An 18620-nucleotide genomic window follows, 5' to 3' on the forward strand; every position below is an offset into this window, starting at 1 on the left:
GTCAGGGCGTGACCGCTCAGCCTGGGGCAGGGCCGCTGTGGGTGCGGCCGGGGATGGCCTGACCGGGGATGGCCGGGCTGCGGTGGCTAGACCGGAGCACCGGGCCGCGACCGGGAAGACCCGGGGCACCGGACCCGACTGCGAGACCGGGTTCACCGGGCCGCTCACGAGCCCGATGTGCGGCGAACCCGGGAACCGGCTCGCGCGGCGAGGCGGTGTGCACTCCGGCGTCCCGGTGGCCCGTCGGCCGGCGGGCACGGGGCGCGCAGGGCCGCCGGTGCGCCCCTGGGACACCACGCGCCCCGTGCCCCGGCGCGCCCCGCCGCCCGTGCCCCGGCGCGCCCCGCCGCCGGTGCGCTCAGTCCTCGTGGCCGAGCTGGAGGTCGCGTTCGGTGCGTCCGCCGCCCGCGACCTGGAGCACCGTGGCGACCGGCGGGTAGCCGGCCGCGATCACGGTGTACTCGCCGGAGGACAGGTCCACGAACCGGAACGATCCGTCGGGTCCGGTGGTGAGCGTGTCGACGACGTTGCCCGCCGCGTCGAGCAGCGTCACGCGCGCGTCCTCGACGGGCCGTCCCGCGCTCGCCCGCACGGTGCCGCGCAGGACGGCGCCGCCCGCCAGTTCCACGTCCTGGCGGGTCTCGCGGGAGGCCTGCACGCTGACGGGCAGCGCGGCCGGGCGGAAGGCGGGCGCGCTGGCGGCGAGGGTGTACTCCCCCGCGACCAGTTCGGTGATGACGTAGCCGCCCTCGCGTCCGCTGCGGGTGCTGGCGACGACCTCGCCGTGCACGTTGGTGAGGGTGACGGTCGCGTCGCGCACCGGCGTGCCGTCCGCGGTGCACACACTGCCCGCGAGACGTCCGGCGCCGCCGAGGACGACGTCGAGTTCGACGGGCCGCTCGCCGACGGTCACGGAGACCGCCTGCGGCTGGTGCCCGCCGGCCGCGGCGATCAGGACGTACGAGCCGGTGCCCGGCGTGGACAGCGCGTACCGCCCGTCCTCGCCGCTGGCGCCCCGTCCGATCTGCTGTCCGCCGACGTCGATCAGGGTGAGCGCGGCGCGCGGCACGACGGTCCCGTCCGCGTGCTGCACCGTGCCGCAGACGGGGACTCCGGCCGGGTACGGCGCCCGCGACGGCGGCACGGTGTGGTTCAGGGGCGCCGGCTCGGTCTCGAAGGCGGCCGGGGCGGGGGCGTTGTGGGACACCAGCGGTTTCTCCTTGAGGAAGAAGGCGATGATCAGGCCGAGGACGAGCACCGGCACGAGGTAGAGGAAGATCCGCGGCATCGCGTCGGCGTACGCCTGGATGTAGGCGTCGCGCAGCGCCGGCGGCAGCGCGTGCACCACCTGCGGGGTGATCGACTCGGGGTCGGGGAGGGCGGCGCCCGCGCGCGCGGGCAGGCGGTCGCGCAGGGCGGCGGCGAGCCGGTCGGCGAAGAGGGTGCCGAAGACGGCCGCGCCGACGCTCCCGCCGATCTGGCGGAAGTAGTTGTTGGCGCTGGTCGCGGTGCCGAGGTCGGCGGGGCGCACGGAGTTCTGCACGGCCAGCACGAGGACGGGCATCACCAGGCCGATGCCCGCGCCGAGGACGGCCATCCAGATGCTGTACTCCAGCCGGGAGGTGTCGACCTCCAGCCGGGACAGCAGCCACATGCCGACGACGGACAGGGCGGAGCCGAGCAGCGGGTGGATCTTGTAGCGGCCGGTGTGGCTGATGAGCTGCCCGGAGACGATGGACGCCACCACGATGCCGCCCATCATGGGCAGCATGAGCAGCCCGGACTCGGTGGCGGAGGCGCCGTCGACCATCTGCAGGAAGGTCGGCAGGTAGCTGGCCGCGCCGAACAGGGCGACGCCGACGACCAGGCCGACCAGGCCGCTGATGTTGAAGACGGAGTCGCGAAAGAGCCGCAGCGGGATGAGGGGTTCGGCGGCGAAGCGTTCGGCGACGGCGAAGAGGACGGCCGCGACGGCGGCGCCCGCGCCCAGGCCGAGGATGACGCGCGATCCCCAGGCGTACTCGGTGCCGCCCCAGCTGGTCAGCAGCACCGCGCACGTCGAGGCGGTGCCGAGCAGCAGCGTGCCGAGGATGTCGAAGCGTGCCTTGACCCGCGGCCTGGGCAGCTTCAGTACGACGGTGACGACCGCGAAGGTGACCAGGCCGAAGGGCACGTTGATGTAGAAGCACCACCGCCAGGAGAGGTGGTCGGTGAAGTACCCGCCGAGCAGGGGGCCGGCGACGGAGGCGAGGCCGAAGGCGGCGCCGATGAGCCCCATGAACCGGCCGCGCTGCCGGGGCGGCACGATGTCCGCGATGATGGCCTGCACGCCGATCATCAGGCCGCCGGCGCCGAGCCCCTGTACGGCGCGGAAGGCGATCAGCTGGTCCATGGTCCCGGCCCGCCCGGCCAGTGCGGAGCCGATGACGAAGACCGCGATGGCGAACTGGAAGACCCCCTTGCGGCCCACCAGGTCGCCGAGCTTGCCGTAGACGGGCAGTCCCACGGTGGCCGTGAGCAGGTAGGCGGTGATCGCCCAGGACATCTTGTCCAGGCCGTGCAGCTCCCCGACGACCTTGGGGAGCGCGGTGGCGACGATCATCTGGTCCAGGGCGGCCAGGAGCAGCGCGAGCATGAGTCCGACGAAGACCAGCCGGACCCGGCGGGGGCTGAGCGGGTCGGCGCCGGCCGGGAGCACGGCGGTGCTCCCGGCGGGCGCGGGGCGGGTCTCCGGTGGCGCCGCGACCGGTTCGTCCTGCACCAGAGTGATCCCGCCCACTTGACCCTCTCCCTCGTCGCACTGGCGCGCAGATTCCGCGCGCAAAGCGACAACTACGGACAGCCCGCGGGGTTACGGCGCGAGGCGGGGCGGTGGGGAGATCACCCGAACCGGTGACGCGGCCAACGGGGGCCGCTACCGGGTCAGTTGCGGGGCGGGACTACTTCTCGACCTCGGTGGCGAGCCGGGCGAGCAGGGCGTCGTAGATCCGGCCGAGGCCCTTGGGGGCGAACGTCTTCTCGAAGAAGCCGCCGATGCCGCCCGCGCCCTGCCAGGTGGTGGTGACGACGACGCGGGACCTGCCCTCGCCGGCCGGGGTGACCCGCCAGGTGGTGACCATGGAGGAGTTGCGGTCCTTCTCGACCAGTTCGCCGTCGGTGGGCTCGCTCACCTCCAGCAGGCAGTCGCGGACGCGCTTGCTGGTGGCCTGGAGCTTCCAGTGGACGAGGGTGCCCTCGCCGTCGCCGCCCTCGCGCACCTCGTACTCGCTGAAGTGCTCGGGCAGCAGCCGCTCGCGGGTGCCGCTGTAGTCGGCGAGGGCGTCGAACACCTTCTCCGCGTCCGCCGCGACGACCCGCTCCGTAGTGGCCTCGACCTGCGCCATGGGGTTCCTCCAGGACATCCGTTCTCAGGGTTGGGGCAAGCCAACCACCCCGCTCCCCGGGGCCCCAAATCGGGGTGCGGCAAGTGATCGGACCCGGTGCGGCGGACGGTCGCGGACGACTCCGGAACGGGTCCGCCGCGGTCATCCGCACGATCATGGGAACGTGTGTTCTATTCTGTGAGGAGTGCTACCGAGGAGGCGTCATGCGCTGGGACAACCTCACAGCGGACTCCGGGAACACCGGGGAGTCCGGACACTCCGGGGACACCGGACACAGCCGGGCCGACGCCGCGCTCTTCGGCGCGGACGCGGTCACCACCCGCACGTTCGACACGCCCGAGTTCCGCGGGATCACCTTCCACGAGGTCCGGGCCCGCTCGATCATCAACCGGGTCCCCGGGGCCTCCCGCATGCCGTTCGAATGGACGGTCAACCCCTACCGGGGCTGCACGCACGCGTGCGTCTACTGTTTCGCCCGCAAGACGCACAGCTACCTGGACCTGGACACCGGTCTCGGCTTCGACACCCAGATCGTGGTCAAGGTGAACGCGCCCGAGCTGCTGCGCCACCAGCTCGCCGCGCGCCGCTGGCAGGGCGAGCACATCGCGATGGGCACCAACGTCGACTGCTACCAGCGCGCCGAGGGCCGCTACCGCCTGATGCCCGGCATCATCTCCGCGCTGACCGAACGCGCGAACCCCTTCTCGATCCTGACCAAGGGCACGCTGATCCTGCGCGACCTGGACCTGCTGGTGCGGGCAGCCGAGGTCACCGACGTGGGCATCTCCGTCTCCGTGGGCTTCACCGACCACGAGCTGTGGCGCACGGTGGAGCCGGGCACACCGGCACCCGAGCGCCGCCTGGACGTCGTACGCACCCTCGGGGAGCACGGCATCGGCTGCGGGGTGCTGATGGCGCCGGTGATCCCCTTCCTCGGCGACCACCCCGCGCAACTGCGGGCGACGGTGCGGGCCATCGCGGCGGCGGGGGCCACCTCCGTCACCCCGCTCACCCTGCACCTGCGGCCCGGCGCCCGGGAGTGGTACATGGCGTGGCTGGAGCAGCACCACCCGCACCTGGTGCGGCGCTACGAGCGGCTGTACGCCGACGGCGCCTACGCGCCCAAGTGGTACCAGCGCCGGATCACCCGTCAGGTGCACGAGCTGGCCGAGGAGTACGGGATCGGCCCCGCGCGCCCGGGCGCGGCGCGGCGCATCCGGCCGCAGGCGCCGCCACTCGGCCAGGACTCCCCCGGACCGGCCCCCGCGCCGGCGCCGGCACCCCCCGAACCGGTCCAGCTCTCGCTCCTCTGAGACCGTCCCTCCGGGACCGCCGGGACGCCGCGGGTGATCGCCCGGCAGCGGGACGCCACAGGTGATCACCCCGGCGCCGGGGCGGCCGCCGGGAGGCCGGGGGCCGTCGCCGGCGCACCGGGGATCGTTCGAGCGCATCGGTCAGCCCATTCGGGTCAACAGCCCCCGGTTCGCGTTCTTCCGGGGGTGCTTTCCGGGACGATGCGGCGAGGATCGCGGGACGCGCGGTCCGCAGCCTCTCCGTCCTGGGAGGACGCATGAGAACACGCGCTGCCGTGCTGTGCGGTGCCGCACTCGTCGTGGCCGGTACCGTCACCGCCGTCCCCGCCGACGCGCGCACACCGCACCCCGCAGCCGCCGCCCGAGCCGCCGCGATCAGCTGGAAGAAGTGCGGCACCACCGACCATCCGACGCTCCAGTGCGGCACGGTGAAGGTGCCGCTGGACCACCGGCGGCCGTCCGGACGGCAGATCACACTGGCGCTGTCCCGCGTCCCGCACACCGCGAAGACGTACCAGGGGCCGCTGCTGGTCAACCCGGGCGGCCCCGGCGGCAGCGGGCTCTCCCTCGCCCCCTTCGTCGCCTCCGCGCTGCCGGGGGCGGTCGCGGCCCAGTACGACGTCATCGGTTTCGACCCGCGCGGGGTGGGCCGGAGCAGCCCCGCGCTGGACTGCGCGCCCGGGCACTTCAGGACCGTGCGCCCGGACTCGGTGCCCGCCACCGCCGCGCTCGAACAGGCCAACCTCGCGCGCGTGCGCTCCTTCGCCGCCGCCTGCGCGAAGAAGTACGCGAGCGTGCTGCCGTACATCGGCACCGTCGACGCCGTCCAGGACATGGACGCCGTCCGCCGGGCCCTGGGCGCCCGGAAGATCAACTACTTCGGCTACTCCTACGGCACCTACCTCGGCGCGGTGTACGCCAAGCTGTTCCCCGGGCGGGTGCGGCGGCTGGTGCTGGACTCGGTCGTGGACCCGAGCGGGATCTGGTACGACGACAACCTCCGGCAGGACCAGGCCTTCGACGACCGCCACCGCGCGTTCATGGCCTGGGTCGCCCGCAACGACGCGGCCTACCACCTGGGCACCGACCCGGCCCGGGTCGAGGACGCGTGGTACACGATGCGGTCGGCGCTCGCCGGGAAACCCGCGGCGGGCAGGGTCGGCGCCTCCGAACTGGAGGACACCTTCGTCCCCGGCGGCTACTACAACGGCTACTGGCCCTATCTGGCCCAGGCGTTCGCCGCGTACGTGAAGGACCACAGGACCGGCCCGCTCGTCCAGGCCTACGAGGACTTCGGCGCCGTCGACGCCGCCGCCGGCAACGGCTACAGCGTCTACTCCTCGGTGCAGTGCCGTGACGCCGCCTGGCCGCGCGAGTGGCGGCAGTGGCGCGAGGACACCTGGGCGATGTACGACAAGGCACCGTTCATGGCCTGGAACAACACCTGGTACAACGCGCCGTGCGCGTTCTGGCCGGGCGCGGCCGCGCGGCCGGTGGACATCGCCAACCGCGACCTGCCGCCGGTGCTGCTGTTCCAGGCGACCGACGACGCCGCCACCCCGTACGAGGGCGGCGTACGGGTGCACCGGTTGCTGGCGGGCTCCAGCCTGGTCGTCGAGCAGGGCGGCGGCAACCACGGCATCACCCTGAGCGGGAACGCGTGCCTGGACGCGTACTTGTCGGCGTACCTGGGCAACGGCACGGTGCCGCGCGGTGCGGCCGACGGGGCCGACGGGGCCGGCGGGGCCGACGCCGTCTGCCGGAAGGCGCCCGACCCGAAGCCGCTGAGCGCCAGGGCCTCGGCCGCGGCGCCGCCGCGCGGCACCGGCGCGGCCCGCGGGGCGGCCCTGCACGACCTGGTCCGCTTCCGGCGCTGAGGCGTTGGGGCCCCTCGGGGGCGGGGGCGGGGGCGGGCCTGACTGTCAGAGCCATGGTCCACCATGGGGGCATGAGCGAACTGACCAGGATCCCCGCCCCCGAGGGCGTCGCCCCCGCAGCCCAGTACTCCCATGTCGTCCTGGGCACCGGCCGGTTCGTCGCCGTCTCGGGCCAGCTCGCCCTGGACGAGAAGGGCGCGCTCGTCGGGGAGGGCGATCCGGCGGCCCAGGCCCGCCAGGTCTTCGAAAACCTCCGCCGCTGCCTGTCGGCGGCCGGCGCGACCTTCGACGACGTCGTCAAACTCACCTATTTCGTCACCGACATGACCCACCTGCCGGCCATCCGCGAGGCCCGCGCCGCCCACATACCCGACGACCGCCTCCCCGCCTGCTCGGCCGTCCAGGTCGCCGCCCTGGTCCACCCGGAGTTCCTGATGGAGATCGAGGCGTTCGCGGTGGTGGGCGGGTGAGGGCTGCCGGCGTGCGGGAGACGGCGCCGGCCGGCTGCGACGGGAACACCCGCGCCCGGTGTCTCTTCCGACGCGCGGGTTTCCGCGGTGATGGTGCCCAGTTCTCCTTCGAGGCGGACGGCCTCGCCGTGCCCGGGGTGCGGTACGTCGGGGAGCTGCCCGGCCGAGCGGGCGCTCCCGCTGCTTCACCGCTGCTTCGGGAGCCGGGCCAGTGCGTGGACGGCCGCCTCGGCGAGGGCCGGGTGGGCGAGGGCCTCGTCGAGCACCGGACGGGCGCGGGCGTCACCGAGCGCGCCGAGGCCCTCCACGCAGGCGAGCGCCACCCGGCGGTAGGGATCGTGCGGGCGCAGCCGCCGGCGCAGCGTGGTGATCAGCGCGGGCACCGACTCGGGGGCCCGCAGGGCGACGAGGAGGCGCACCGGGTGCAGGGCGTAGGCGACGCGCAGTTCGTTGGTGGCGAGAGCCGCCGCCGCGCGGGCCGTGCGGGGGTCACCGAGGCGGGCCAGGGCGTGCGCGGCGCTGGCGCAGCGCGGGGGGTCACGGTGGTTGAGGAGCAGGACGAGGGACTCGAAGGCCCGGCGGTCGCCCGCGGTCCCCAGCCGGAAGGCGGCCAGTTCCCTGGCCCACAGCGGCCGCCCCGCGGCGGTGAGGACACCGGCCAGTTCGTCGAGGTCCTGCGTCGCCACGAGCTGCCGGTACTCCGCCGTCCCGCCCGACTCCTGCCGTAAACGCTCCGTGAGTGATCGCAACTCTTCGTCCACGAGGGCCACCTTAGAGGCGTGACCGGCCGTGCGGGAGCCGCCTCGCAAACTCGGGGACCCTCGTCCCTGGCGCGCTCGTTACCCACGGGTTAATCTCAGACGAGCGAGCCACCGCTCGCACCGACTCGCAGTGGCCTGGTGACGCAGCCACCGCGAGTGCTGTCGGTCCGGCACCGGTTCCCGGTGCCCCCGGTGCTTCGGGTACCGCTGGTACCACCGGCACCGGTGTACGACCCGGCTCGGGGACAGAGCCGGCCGGTACCGCGCCGTGCGGGCGTGTGCGCGCCCGCGGCAACGGCACCCGGGCGTGTGCGCACGCAGCCCGGCAGCACCCGCACCCTCTCCTTCCGCACCCGGTGCGCCAACGGCGCACCGGGCCGCGCTCCCAGTCGTCACCCCTCATTCCTGGAGTCCCGCGATGGCCGCTCCCCTCTCCGACACACCCGCCTGCCCGCTGAAGACCGTGGCCGTCATCGGTCTCGGCACCATGGGCACCGGCATCACCGAAGTCCTGGCCCGCGCCGGCCGCGAGGTCGTCGGCATCGACATCAGCGAAGCGGCGGCCGCCCGGTCCGTCGCCGCCCTGGAGGCCTCGACCGCCCACGCGGTGGCGCGCGGACGCCTGACCGAGCAGGAGCGCGCGGACGTCCTCGCCCGCGTGCGCACCTGTGCCGACCTGACCGCCGCGGCCGACGCCGACCTGGTCATCGAGGTGGCACCGGAGTCGTACGAGATCAAGCACCGGATCTTCCGCGAACTGGACGCCGTGGTGCGCCCCGAGACGATCCTGGCGACCGGCACCAACGCCCTGTCGGTGACCCGCCTGGCCGCGGACTCGGCCCGCCCCGAGCGCGTGCTCGGCCTGCACTTCTTCAACCCGGCCCCGGCCATGAAGCTGGTCGAGGTCGTCTCCTCGGTGCTGACCGCGCCGCAGGCCGTCGCCGCCGTCACCGACCTCGCCGTCGAACTGGGCAAGGAGCCGGTCGCGGTCGGCGACCGGCCCGGGTTCGTCGCCGACGGGCTGCTGTTCGGCTACCTCAACCAAGCCGCCGCGATGTACGAGGCCAAGTACGCCTCCCGGGAGGACATCGACGCCGCGATGCGGCTCGGCTGCGGGCTGCCGATGGGCCCGCTGGCGCTGCTCGACCTGATCGGCGTCGACACCGCCCGGACGGTGCTGGAGGCCATGTACGCCGAGTCCCGTGACCGGCTGCACGCCCCCGCGCCGGTCCTCAAGCAGCTCAGCGAGGCGGGTCTGACCGGCCGCAAGGCGGGCCGCGGCTTCTACACCTACGCCTCGGCGGGCAGCGGCACGGTGGTGCGGGACGCGCTCACCCCGCTGGACGGCGACGCCCTCGTCCCGGGCCGGTCCGTCCGCGCTGTCGGGGTGGCCGGCTCGGGCACCATGGCCTCCGGCATCGCGGAGGTGTTCGCGAAGGCCGGGTACGAGGTGGTGCTCGCCGCGCGCAGCGCCGAGAAGGCACAGGCCGCCAAGGCCCGCATCGGCAGGTCCCTTTCGCGCTCCGTCGACAAGGGCCGGCTGTCCGCCGAGGCCGCGGCTCGGACCCTGGACCGGATCACGGCCACCGGCACGTACGACGACTTCGCCGACGTGGACCTGGCCGTGGAGGCGGTCGCCGAGGACCTGGCCGTCAAGCAGCAGTTGTTCGGCACGCTGGACAAGGTCTGCAAGCCGGGCGCGGTGCTGGCCACCACCACCTCCTCGCTGCCGGTGGTCGCCTGCGCCCGTGCCACCTCGCGCCCGCAGGACGTGATCGGCATGCACTTCTTCAATCCGGCCCCGGCCATGAAGCTGGTCGAGGTGGTGCGTACGGTGCTGACCGCCGACGACGTCCACGCCACCGTCCGCGAGGTGTGCGCCACGATCGGCAAGCACGCGGTGGACTGCGGGGACCGGGCCGGGTTCATCGTCAACGCCCTGCTGTTCCCGTACCTCAACAACGCGATCAAGATGGTGCAGGAGCACTACGCCTCGCTGGACGACATCGACGCGGCGATGAAGCTGGGCGGCGGCTACCCGATGGGGCCCTTCGAGCTGCTGGACGTGGTCGGCCTGGACGTCTCGCTGGCCATCGAGAAGGTCCTGCACCACGAGTTCCGCGAGCCGGGCCTGGCCCCGGCGCCCCTCCTGGAGCACCTGGTGGCCGCGGGCTGCCTCGGCCGCAAGACGGGCCGCGGCTTCCGCGAACATGCCCGCCGCTGACCGGCCGGGCGAGCGGGCCGGCCAGTGGCCGGGTGGCCGGTTCCAGGAGGGCGCCGAGTGGGGCGGTCTGCTCGAACCGGCGACCCCGCCCCCGGTCACCGGGCCCGGCGAAGGCCGGGCACCCGCGCACCGGGCTGCGCGTATGCAGTACGTTCGGGTCATGCCCCAGCCCGCCAAGTCCTCACGTACACCCGCCGCGCCCGACGCTCCGGAGAGCGCCGCCGGCTCCCGCGCCGCCGCCCAGCGGCTCAAAATGCGCCGGGAACTGGCCGCCGCGGCCATGGAGCTGTTCGCGACCAAGGGGTACGAGGCGACCACGGTCGACGAGATCGCCGCGGCGGCCGGGGTCGCCCGCCGCACCTTCTTCCGCCACTTCCGCTCCAAGGAAGAGGCGATCTTCCCCGACCACGACGACACGCTCGTCCGCGCGGAGGCCGTCCTCAACGCCGCCCCGGCGCACGAGCACCCGCTCGACACGGTCTGCCGCGGCATCAAAGAGGTCATGAAGATGTACGCGGCCCGGCCGGAGATCTCGGTCGCCCGCTACAGGCTGACCCGCGAGGTGCCGACGCTGCGCGAGGCGGAGATCGCCTCGGTGGCCCGCTACGAGCGCCTGTTCACCCGGTATCTGCTGGGCCACTTCGACGAGCGCGCGCACGCGGACGACGCCAACGACGACCCGCTGCTGGCCGAGGTCGCCGCCTCGGCGGTGGTCACCGCGCACAACCACGTGCTGCGGCGCTGGCTGCGGGCGGACGGCCAGGGCGACGTGGAGGCGCAGCTCGACCACGCCTTCGCGATCGTCCGCAAGACCTTCGGGACGGGGATCGGGGCGGGCCGCTCCACGGCCGGTGCGGCGGCCCGGCCGGCCGCCGCCCCTCCCGCGGCGGTCTCCCGGCAGGGCGAGGTCCTGGTCACCGTGGCCCGCACCGACGCGCCGCTGGACGAGGTCATGCGGACCATCGAGGAGGCGCTGAAGGAGCGCTGAGCACCGCCCTCCCCTTCGGCACGCACCACGGCTCCGGCACCGCACCCACCACGGGCTCCGGCACCGTCGGGCACCCTCCCGCGCGCCCCTGACGGCCACGCCACCGTCGGCGCGCGGCGTTCACGGCCACCCTTCGGGGTGGCCGTTTCGGCATGTCAGAGGCGCTTTTCGCCCGCCTTTCCGGGCCCGTTCGATCGATCATCGCTCATCTGTCGCGTAAAGATTTCGTCTGAGCGAAAGTTGTGGCACTCAGTGCCTTGTCAGCTGACACGCGGTGTCATACGTTGAAGGTGTCCGGGCGACCGGCACGCAGCGACCGCACCGCGTGCCGACTGTCCCGGCGGGCCCCGCCCGCACGCCCGGACGCCTGCGTCACAGGCATCTTCCGCGCCACAAAGCGCCGCCACGCACCACTCGCCGCACCGCCGGCACCCCGCCGAACCGACGGCACCCGCCCCGAACCCCAGCAGCACCCACCCCGCACCGACGAACCCTCAGCGCCCCTGACCCTCACAGGGCCGCTCACCGCCGGAGGCAACACCGTGACCGTGAAGGACATCCTGGACGCGATCCAGTCGAAGGACGCCACGTCCGCCGATTTCGCCGCCCTGCCGCTCCCCGAGTCGTACCGCGCGATCACCGTGCACAAGGACGAGACGGAGATGTTCGCGGGTCTGGAGACCCGCGACAAGGACCCGCGCAAGTCGCTGCACCTGGACGACGTGCCGCTGCCCGAACTGGGCCCGGGCGAGGCCCTGGTGGCCGTCATGGCCTCCTCGGTGAACTACAACTCCGTGTGGACCTCGATCTTCGAGCCCCTGTCGACGTTCGGTTTCCTGGAGCGCTACGGCAAGGTCAGCGAACTTACCAGGCGGCACGACCTGCCGTACCACATCATCGGATCCGACCTCGCGGGCGTGGTCCTGCGCACCGGCCCCGGCGTCAACGCCTGGCAGCCCGGCGACGAGGTCGTCGCGCACTGCCTCTCCGTCGAGCTGGAGTCCTCCGACGGGCACAACGACACCATGCTCGACCCCGAGCAGCGCATCTGGGGCTTCGAGACGAACTTCGGCGGCCTCGCCGAGATCGCCCTCGTCAAGTCCAACCAGCTGATGCCCAAGCCGGACCACCTCAGCTGGGAGGAGGCCGCAGCGCCCGGCCTGGTCAACTCCACCGCCTACCGCCAGCTCGTCTCCCGCAACGGCGCCGGCATGAAGCAGGGCGACAACGTGCTCATCTGGGGCGCGAGCGGTGGTCTCGGCTCGTACGCCACCCAGTTCGCGCTGGCCGGCGGCGCCAACCCGATCTGCGTGGTCTCCTCGCCGCAGAAGGCGGACATCTGCCGGTCGATGGGCGCCGAGGCGATCATCGACCGCAACGCCGAGGGCTACCGGTTCTGGAAGGACGAGAACACCCAGGACCCCAAGGAGTGGAAGCGCTTCGGCAAGCGCATCCGCGAACTCACCGGCGGCGAGGACATCGACATCGTCTTCGAGCACCCCGGCCGCGAGACCTTCGGCGCGAGCGTCTACGTCACCCGCAAGGGCGGCACCATCACCACGTGCGCCTCGACCTCGGGCTACATGCACCAGTACGACAACCGCTACCTGTGGATGTCCCTGAAGCGCATCATCGGCTCCCACTTCGCCAACTACCGCGAGGCATGGGAGGCCAACCGTCTCATCGCCAAGGGCAGGATCCACCCGACGCTGTCGAAGGTGTACTCCCTGGAGGACACCGGGCAGGCCGCCCACGACGTGCACCGCAACGTCCACCAGGGCAAGGTCGGCGTGCTGTGCATGGCCCCCGAGGAGGGGCTGGGCGTGCGCGACGAGGAGATGCGCGCGCGGCACCTCGACGCCATCAACCGCTTCCGCGACATCTGAGACACCCGGAGGCAGAGATGACTGAGCGTCGGACAGTGCCCGCGGCGCAGGGCGCGCCGGTGTCGCAGGAGACGAAGACAGGGGAGCGCGGCGACCGCGGGCCGGGGAACACCGGCACCGGCGCGGAGCGCCCCGCGCCGCGGGCGCGAAGGGACAGGGACCGGCCGTGGCTCATGCGCACCTACGCCGGCCACTCCACCGCCGAGGCGTCCAACGAGCTGTACCGGCGCAACCTCGCCAAGGGGCAGACGGGTCTGTCGGTCGCCTTCGACCTGCCGACCCAGACCGGGTACGACTCCGACCACGTCCTCGCCCGCGGCGAGGTCGGCCGGGTCGGGGTGCCGGTCGCGCACCTGGGTGACATGCGCAGGCTGTTCCAGGACATCCCCCTGGAGCAGATGAACACCTCGATGACGATCAACGCTACGGCCATGTGGCTGCTGGCGCTCTACCAGGTCGTCGCCGAGGAGCAGGGCGCCGACGTCAGCAAGCTCCAGGGCACGACCCAGAACGACATCGTCAAGGAGTACCTGTCCCGGGGCACGCACGTCTTCCCGCCGGGTCCGTCGCTGCGCCTGACGACCGACATGATCGCGTACACGGTCTCCCACCTCCCGAAGTGGAACCCGATCAACATCTGCAGCTACCACCTGCAGGAGGCCGGGGCCACGCCGGTGCAGGAGATCGCCTACGCGATGTCCACCGCGATCGCCGTCCTGGACGCCGTGCGCGACAGCGGCCAGGTGCCGCCGGAGCGCATGGGCGACGTCGTCGGGCGCATCTCCTTCTTCGTGAACGCGGGCGTCCGCTTCGTCGAGGAGATGTGCAAGATGCGCGCCTTCGGGCGGATCTGGGACAGGATCACGCTGGAGCGCTACGGCATCGAGGACCCCAGACACCGCCGCTTCCGCTACGGCGTCCAGGTCAACTCCCTGGGGCTGACGGAGGCTCAGCCGGAGAACAACGTCCAGCGGATCGTGCTGGAGATGCTGGCCGTCACCCTCTCCAAGGACGCCCGCGCGCGTGCCGTGCAGCTGCCGGCCTGGAACGAGGCCCTGGGTCTGCCCCGCCCCTGGGACCAGCAGTGGTCGCTGCGCATCCAGCAGGTGCTGGCGCACGAGAGCGACCTGCTGGAGTACGAGGACATCTTCGAGGGTTCGCACGTCGTCGAGGCGAAGGTCGCGACGCTCGTCGAGGAGTCCCTGGCCGAGATCGAGCGGATTCAGGAGATGGGCGGCGCGATGGCCGCCGTCGAGTCCGGCTACCTCAAGTCGCAGCTCGTCTCCTCGCACGCCGAGCGCCGCGCCCGTATCGAGTCCGGTCAGGAGAAGATCGTGGGCGTCAACATCTTCGAGACGACCGAGCCCAGTCCCCTGACCGCGGATCTCGGCACAGCCGTCCAGACGGTCGACCCGGCTGTCGAGGCCCGTGTCATCGCCTCGCTGCGGCACTGGCGCGACACCCGCTACCAGCCGCCCTTCAACCATCCGCGCCCGTGCAAGGCGCTGGAGAAGCTGAAGGAGGCCGCCAAGGGCACCGACAACCTCATGGAGGCCACCCTGGAGTGCGCCCGCGCCGGAGTCACCACCGGCGAGTGGGCCGGGGCCCTGCGGGAGGTGTTCGGCGAGTTCCGCGCGCCGACGGGCGTCTCGTCCGCGCCGGTCGCGATCACCGCGGCGGAGGGCTCGGCGCTGCACGACGTGCGCCGCAAGGTGGACGCCACCGCCCGCGACCTCGGCGTCGGCAAGCTGCGCTTCCTGGTCGGCAAGCCGGGCCTGGACGGGCACTCCAACGGCGCCGAGCAGATCGCGGTGCGGGCCCGCGACGCCGGGTTCGAGGTGGTCTACCAGGGCATCCGGCTGACCCCCGAGCAGATCGTGGACGCGGCCCTGGCCGAGGACGTGCACGCGGTCGGCCTGTCCATCCTCTCCGGCTCGCACGCGCAACTGGTGCCGGACGTGCTGGAGCGGCTGCGTGTGGCCGGTGCCACAGACATCCCGGTGATCGCCGGTGGCATCATCCCTGGCGGTGACGCCGAACAGCTGAGGGCCGCCGGAGTGGCCGCGGTGTTCACCCCGAAGGACTTCGACATCACCGGCATCATCGGCCGCATCGTGGACGAGATCCGCACAGCGAACAAGCTCGACCCCCTGGAGGTCCCCGCATGACCAGCCCCGCTCCCCAGGCCAACCGACTGCGCCCGCGGCGCTCCTGCCTGGCCGTACCGGGCAGCAATCCCCGCTTCCTGGAGAAGGCGCAGGGTCTGCCCGCCGACCAGGTCTTCCTGGACCTGGAGGACGCGTGCGCGCCGCTGGCCAAGCCCGAGGCGCGGCACACCATCGTCAAGTTCCTCAACGAGGGCGACTGGAGCGGCAAGACGCGGGTGGTCCGGGTCAACGACTGGACGACCGAGTGGACGTACCGCGACGTCGTCACCGTCGTCGAGGGCGCCGGCCAGAACCTGGACTGCATCATGCTGCCCAAGGTGCAGAGCGCCCAGCAGGTCGTGGCGCTCGACCTGCTGCTGACGCAGATCGAGAAGACCATGGGCTTCGAGGTGGGCCGCATCGGCATCGAGGCGCAGATCGAGAACGCGCGGGGCCTGAACAACGTCAACGAGATCGCCGCCGCCTCGCCGCGCACCGAGACGATCATCTTCGGCCCGGCCGACTTCATGGCCTCCATCAACATGAAGACGCTGGTCGTGGGCGAGCAGCCGCCCGGCTACCCGGCGGACGCCTACCACTACATCCTGATGAAGATCCTGATGGCGGCCCGTGCCCACGACCTCCAGGCGATCGACGGCCCCTACCTGCAGATCCGCAACGTGGACGGCTTCCGGGAGGTCGCGCAGCGCGCCGCGGCGCTGGGGTTCGACGGCAAGTGGGTGCTGCACCCCGGTCAGGTGGAGGCCGCCAACGAGGTCTTCTCGCCCTCCCAGGAGGACTACGACCACGCCGAGCTGATCCTGGACGCCTACGAGTACTGCACCTCCGAGGCCGGCGGCAAGAAGGGCTCGGCGATGCTCGGCGACGAGATGATCGACGAGGCCAGCCGCAAGATGGCGCTGGTCGTGGCGGGCAAGGGCCGCGCCGCCGGCATGCGGCGCACCAGCAAGTTCGAGATCCCGGAGGGCTGAGCGCGATGCAGTTCGGACGCACCTACGAGGAGTTCGAGGTCGGCGCGGTCTACAAGCACTGGCCCGGCAAGACGGTCACCGAGTACGACGACCACCTCTTCTGCCTGCTCACCATGAACCACCACCCGCTCCACCTGGACGCGCACTACGCCGGGGAGACGACGGACTTCGGCAAGAACGTGGTGGTCGGGAACTACGTCTACTCCCTGCTGCTCGGCATGAGCGTCCCCGACGTGTCCGGCAAGGCGATCGCGAACCTGGAGATCGAATCGCTCAGGCACGTGGCGCCGACCTTCCACGGCGACACCCTCTACGGCGAGACGACCGTGCTGGACAAGTGGCCGTCGAAGTCCAAGGACGACCGCGGCATCGTGCACGTCGAGACCCGGGGCTACAAGCAGGACGGCACGGTGGTGTGCGTCTTCCGCCGCAAGGTGATGGTGCCGACCGGGACGTACATCAAGGAACGCGGCGGCGAGCAGCCGGGCCGCCCCGAACCCGAGGAACAGGGGAAGAAGTAGATGAGCCGTCTCGCCCAGACCCACGGTCTCACCGACGTCCAGCAGGAGATCGTCTCCACCGTGCGGGACTTCGTCGACAAGGAGATCATCCCGGTCGCGACCGAGCTGGAGCACCGCGACGAGTACCCGCAGCAGATCGTGGACGGCCTCAAGGAGCTGGGCCTTTTCGGTCTGATGATCCCCGAGGAGTACGGGGGGCTGGGCGAGTCGCTGCTGACGTACGCGCTGTGCGTGGAGGAGATCGCGCGCGGCTGGATGTCGGTGTCCGGCATCATCAACACCCACTTCATCGTCGCGTACATGCTCAAGCAGCACGGCACGCAGGAGCAGAAGGACCACTTCCTGCCGAGGATGGCCCTCGGCGAGGTCCGGGGCGCCTTCTCGATGTCGGAGCCGGCCCTGGGCTCGGACGTGTCGGCGATCACCTCGAAGGCGGTGCGGGACGGCGAGGAGTACGTCCTGACCGGCCAGAAGATGTGGCTGACCAACGGCGGCACGTCCTCGCTGGTCGCGGTGCTGGTCCGCAGTGAGGAGGGTCACCCGGAGGGGACGGCCCCGCACAAGTCGATGACGACCTTCCTGGTGGAGAAGGAGCCCGGCTCCGGTGAGGTGCGGCCCGGCCTGACCATCCCCGGCAAGATCGACAAGATGGGCTACAAGGGCGTCGACACCACCGAGCTGATCATGGACGGCCTGCGGGTTCCGGCCGACCGGGTGCTCGGCGGGGTCACCGGCCGCGGCTTCTACCAGATGATGGACGGGGTCGAGGTCGGCCGGGTGAACGTGGCGGCCCGCGGCTGCGGTGTCGCCCAGCGCGCCTTCGAGCTGGGCGTGCGCTACGCGCAGCAGCGGCACACCTTCGGCAAGCCGATCGCCCAGCACCAGGCCATTCAGTTCAAACTCGCGGAGATGGCCACCAAGGTCGAGGCCGCCCATGCCATGATGGTGAACGCGGCCCGGAAGAAGGATTCCGGCCAGCGCAATGACCTTGAGGCGGGCATGGCGAAGTACCTGGCCTCCGAATACTGCAAGGAGGTCGTCGAGGACGCCTTCCGCATCCACGGCGGCTACGGCTTCTCGAAGGAGTACGAGATCGAGCGCCTCTACCGCGAGGCCCCGATGCTGCTCATCGGTGAAGGTACCGCCGAGATCCAGAAAATGATCATCGGCCGCCGGCTGCTCGAGGAGTATCGGTTCCAAGGCTGAATGTCCGCATACGGGGTGTTTTCTCCGAGAAGAAGATCACACCCCGTCAGCGGTCTTCGGCCGTCGACTCGGCTTCCCGGCTTACCCAGTTGTGGCCCTTAACCGCTACGATCGCGGAAAGCCGCCGTCCCCCGTCGAGAGCGCGGCATCATCCGCTACGAAGGTCATCCATGCCCCACAGCCAAACCTCTGCACCTCGCGACAGCCTCGCCGGCGTACGCCTCGCGCGCGGAGCATCGCCGTGGCTTCTGCCGACCGTCGCCACCGCAGCCGTCAGCCTGGTCCGCGCCCGCCGCTCGGGCGTGGCCAAGGCAGTAGCCGTCCCCGCCACCGCGCTCGCGGCGGGGATGCTGTGGTTCTTCCGCGACCCCGAGCGCGAGATCACCCCGGGCCGGGTCGTCTCGCCCGCCGACGGTGTGGTGCAGAGCATCATGCCGTGGAAGGACGGCCGCACCCGCGTCGCGATCTTCATGAGCCCGCTGAACGTCCACGTCAACCGCGCCCCGCTCTCCGGCACGGTCACGTCGGTCGAGCACGTTCCCGGCGGGTTCGTTCCGGCGTTCAACAAGGAGAGCGAGAACAACGAGCGGGTCGTCTGGCACTTCGACACCGAACTCGGCGACATCGAGATGATCCAGATCGCCGGCGCGGTGGCCCGCCGCATCGTCCCCTATCTCCCGTCGGGCACCAAGGTCGAGCAGGGCGAGCGGATCGGCCTGATCCGCTTCGGCTCGCGCGTCGACCTCTACCTGCCCGAGGGCGTGGAGGTCGCGGTCGAGGTCGGCCAGAAGACCGTGGCTGGGGTGACTCGCATTGACCGTGATTGATCCCGAGACCCAGGCCGGCTGGGTA

The 18620-nt window shown here is 71.9% G+C and carries 14 protein-coding genes; 11 read left to right on the top strand and 3 right to left on the bottom strand.

All coding sequences use genetic code 11. The annotated features are described in order from the left end of the window. Positions 1 to 358: 358 nt before the first annotated feature. Positions 359 to 2779: an MFS transporter gene (locus AC6I72_RS05465; protein WP_497999729.1), complete on the bottom strand. Its 2421-nt coding sequence runs from the start codon at positions 2777 to 2779 to the stop codon at positions 359 to 361. Between the two features lie 160 nt (positions 2780 to 2939). Next, complete coding sequence (locus AC6I72_RS05470) at positions 2940 to 3383, bottom strand: SRPBCC family protein (protein WP_037861121.1); 444 nt, start codon at positions 3381 to 3383, stop codon at positions 2940 to 2942. Between the two features lie 203 nt (positions 3384 to 3586). Between AC6I72_RS05470 and AC6I72_RS05475 the strand changes: the two genes are divergently transcribed. The 3 genes from AC6I72_RS05475 (at position 3587) to AC6I72_RS05485 (ending at position 7043) form a co-directional block, all read left to right on the top strand. Next, positions 3587 to 4696 carry an Rv2578c family radical SAM protein gene (locus tag AC6I72_RS05475; RefSeq protein ID WP_497999730.1) on the top strand — a complete coding sequence of 370 codons (1110 nt, stop codon included), beginning with the start codon at positions 3587 to 3589 and terminating at the stop codon, positions 4694 to 4696. A 257-nt stretch (positions 4697 to 4953) separates the two neighbouring features. After that, positions 4954 to 6573 (top strand): alpha/beta hydrolase, encoded by a 1620-nt coding sequence (locus AC6I72_RS05480; RefSeq protein WP_497999731.1) that lies wholly within the window; start codon positions 4954 to 4956, stop codon positions 6571 to 6573. A 71-nt stretch (positions 6574 to 6644) separates the two neighbouring features. Continuing rightward, the gene (locus tag AC6I72_RS05485) at positions 6645 to 7043 is read left to right on the top strand and encodes a RidA family protein (protein ID WP_497999732.1); all 399 of its coding nucleotides are present in this window, start codon (positions 6645 to 6647) and stop codon (positions 7041 to 7043) included. Between the two features lie 185 nt (positions 7044 to 7228). On the opposite strand, the gene AC6I72_RS05490 is transcribed toward AC6I72_RS05485, so the two are convergent. Next, positions 7229 to 7804, bottom strand: coding sequence for an adenylosuccinate lyase (locus AC6I72_RS05490; protein WP_037861126.1), 576 nt, complete (start codon positions 7802 to 7804; stop codon positions 7229 to 7231). 418 nt (positions 7805 to 8222) lie between these two features. On the opposite strand from AC6I72_RS05490, the gene AC6I72_RS05495 reads away from it, so the two are divergent. The 8 genes from AC6I72_RS05495 to AC6I72_RS05530 all read left to right on the top strand — a co-directional run bounded on the left by AC6I72_RS05495 (position 8223) and on the right by AC6I72_RS05530 (position 18595). Further along, positions 8223 to 10028 carry a 3-hydroxyacyl-CoA dehydrogenase family protein gene (locus AC6I72_RS05495; protein WP_497999733.1) on the top strand — a complete coding sequence of 602 codons (1806 nt, stop codon included), beginning with the start codon at positions 8223 to 8225 and terminating at the stop codon, positions 10026 to 10028. A gap of 160 nt (positions 10029 to 10188) precedes the next feature. Next, positions 10189 to 11016, top strand: coding sequence for a TetR family transcriptional regulator (locus AC6I72_RS05500; protein WP_497999734.1), 828 nt, complete (start codon positions 10189 to 10191; stop codon positions 11014 to 11016). 548 nt (positions 11017 to 11564) lie between these two features. Continuing rightward, positions 11565 to 12902, top strand: a complete 1338-nt coding sequence (ccrA, locus tag AC6I72_RS05505; RefSeq protein ID WP_498004600.1) for a crotonyl-CoA carboxylase/reductase — start codon at positions 11565 to 11567, stop codon at positions 12900 to 12902. 59 nt (positions 12903 to 12961) lie between these two features. Continuing rightward, positions 12962 to 15070, top strand: coding sequence for a protein meaA (locus tag AC6I72_RS05510; RefSeq protein ID WP_498004601.1), 2109 nt, complete (start codon positions 12962 to 12964; stop codon positions 15068 to 15070). Further along, positions 15067 to 16041 carry an HpcH/HpaI aldolase/citrate lyase family protein gene (locus tag AC6I72_RS05515; RefSeq protein ID WP_497999735.1) on the top strand — a complete coding sequence of 325 codons (975 nt, stop codon included), beginning with the start codon at positions 15067 to 15069 and terminating at the stop codon, positions 16039 to 16041. The genes AC6I72_RS05510 and AC6I72_RS05515 overlap by 4 nt, the downstream gene beginning before the upstream one ends. Before the next feature lie 5 nt (positions 16042 to 16046). Further along, complete coding sequence (locus tag AC6I72_RS05520) at positions 16047 to 16562, top strand: MaoC family dehydratase (RefSeq protein ID WP_497999736.1); 516 nt, start codon at positions 16047 to 16049, stop codon at positions 16560 to 16562. Beyond that, a complete protein-coding gene (locus AC6I72_RS05525) occupies positions 16563 to 17768 on the top strand; it encodes an acyl-CoA dehydrogenase family protein (RefSeq protein WP_497999737.1) in 1206 nt (401 codons plus the stop codon). It begins immediately after the preceding gene. Positions 17769 to 17938: 170 nt separating this feature from the next. Further along, positions 17939 to 18595, top strand: coding sequence for a phosphatidylserine decarboxylase (locus tag AC6I72_RS05530; RefSeq protein ID WP_497999738.1), 657 nt, complete (start codon positions 17939 to 17941; stop codon positions 18593 to 18595). Positions 18596 to 18620: the final 25 nt, after the last annotated feature.

The sequence above is a fragment of the Streptomyces sp. Xyl84 genome (assembly GCF_059731885.1).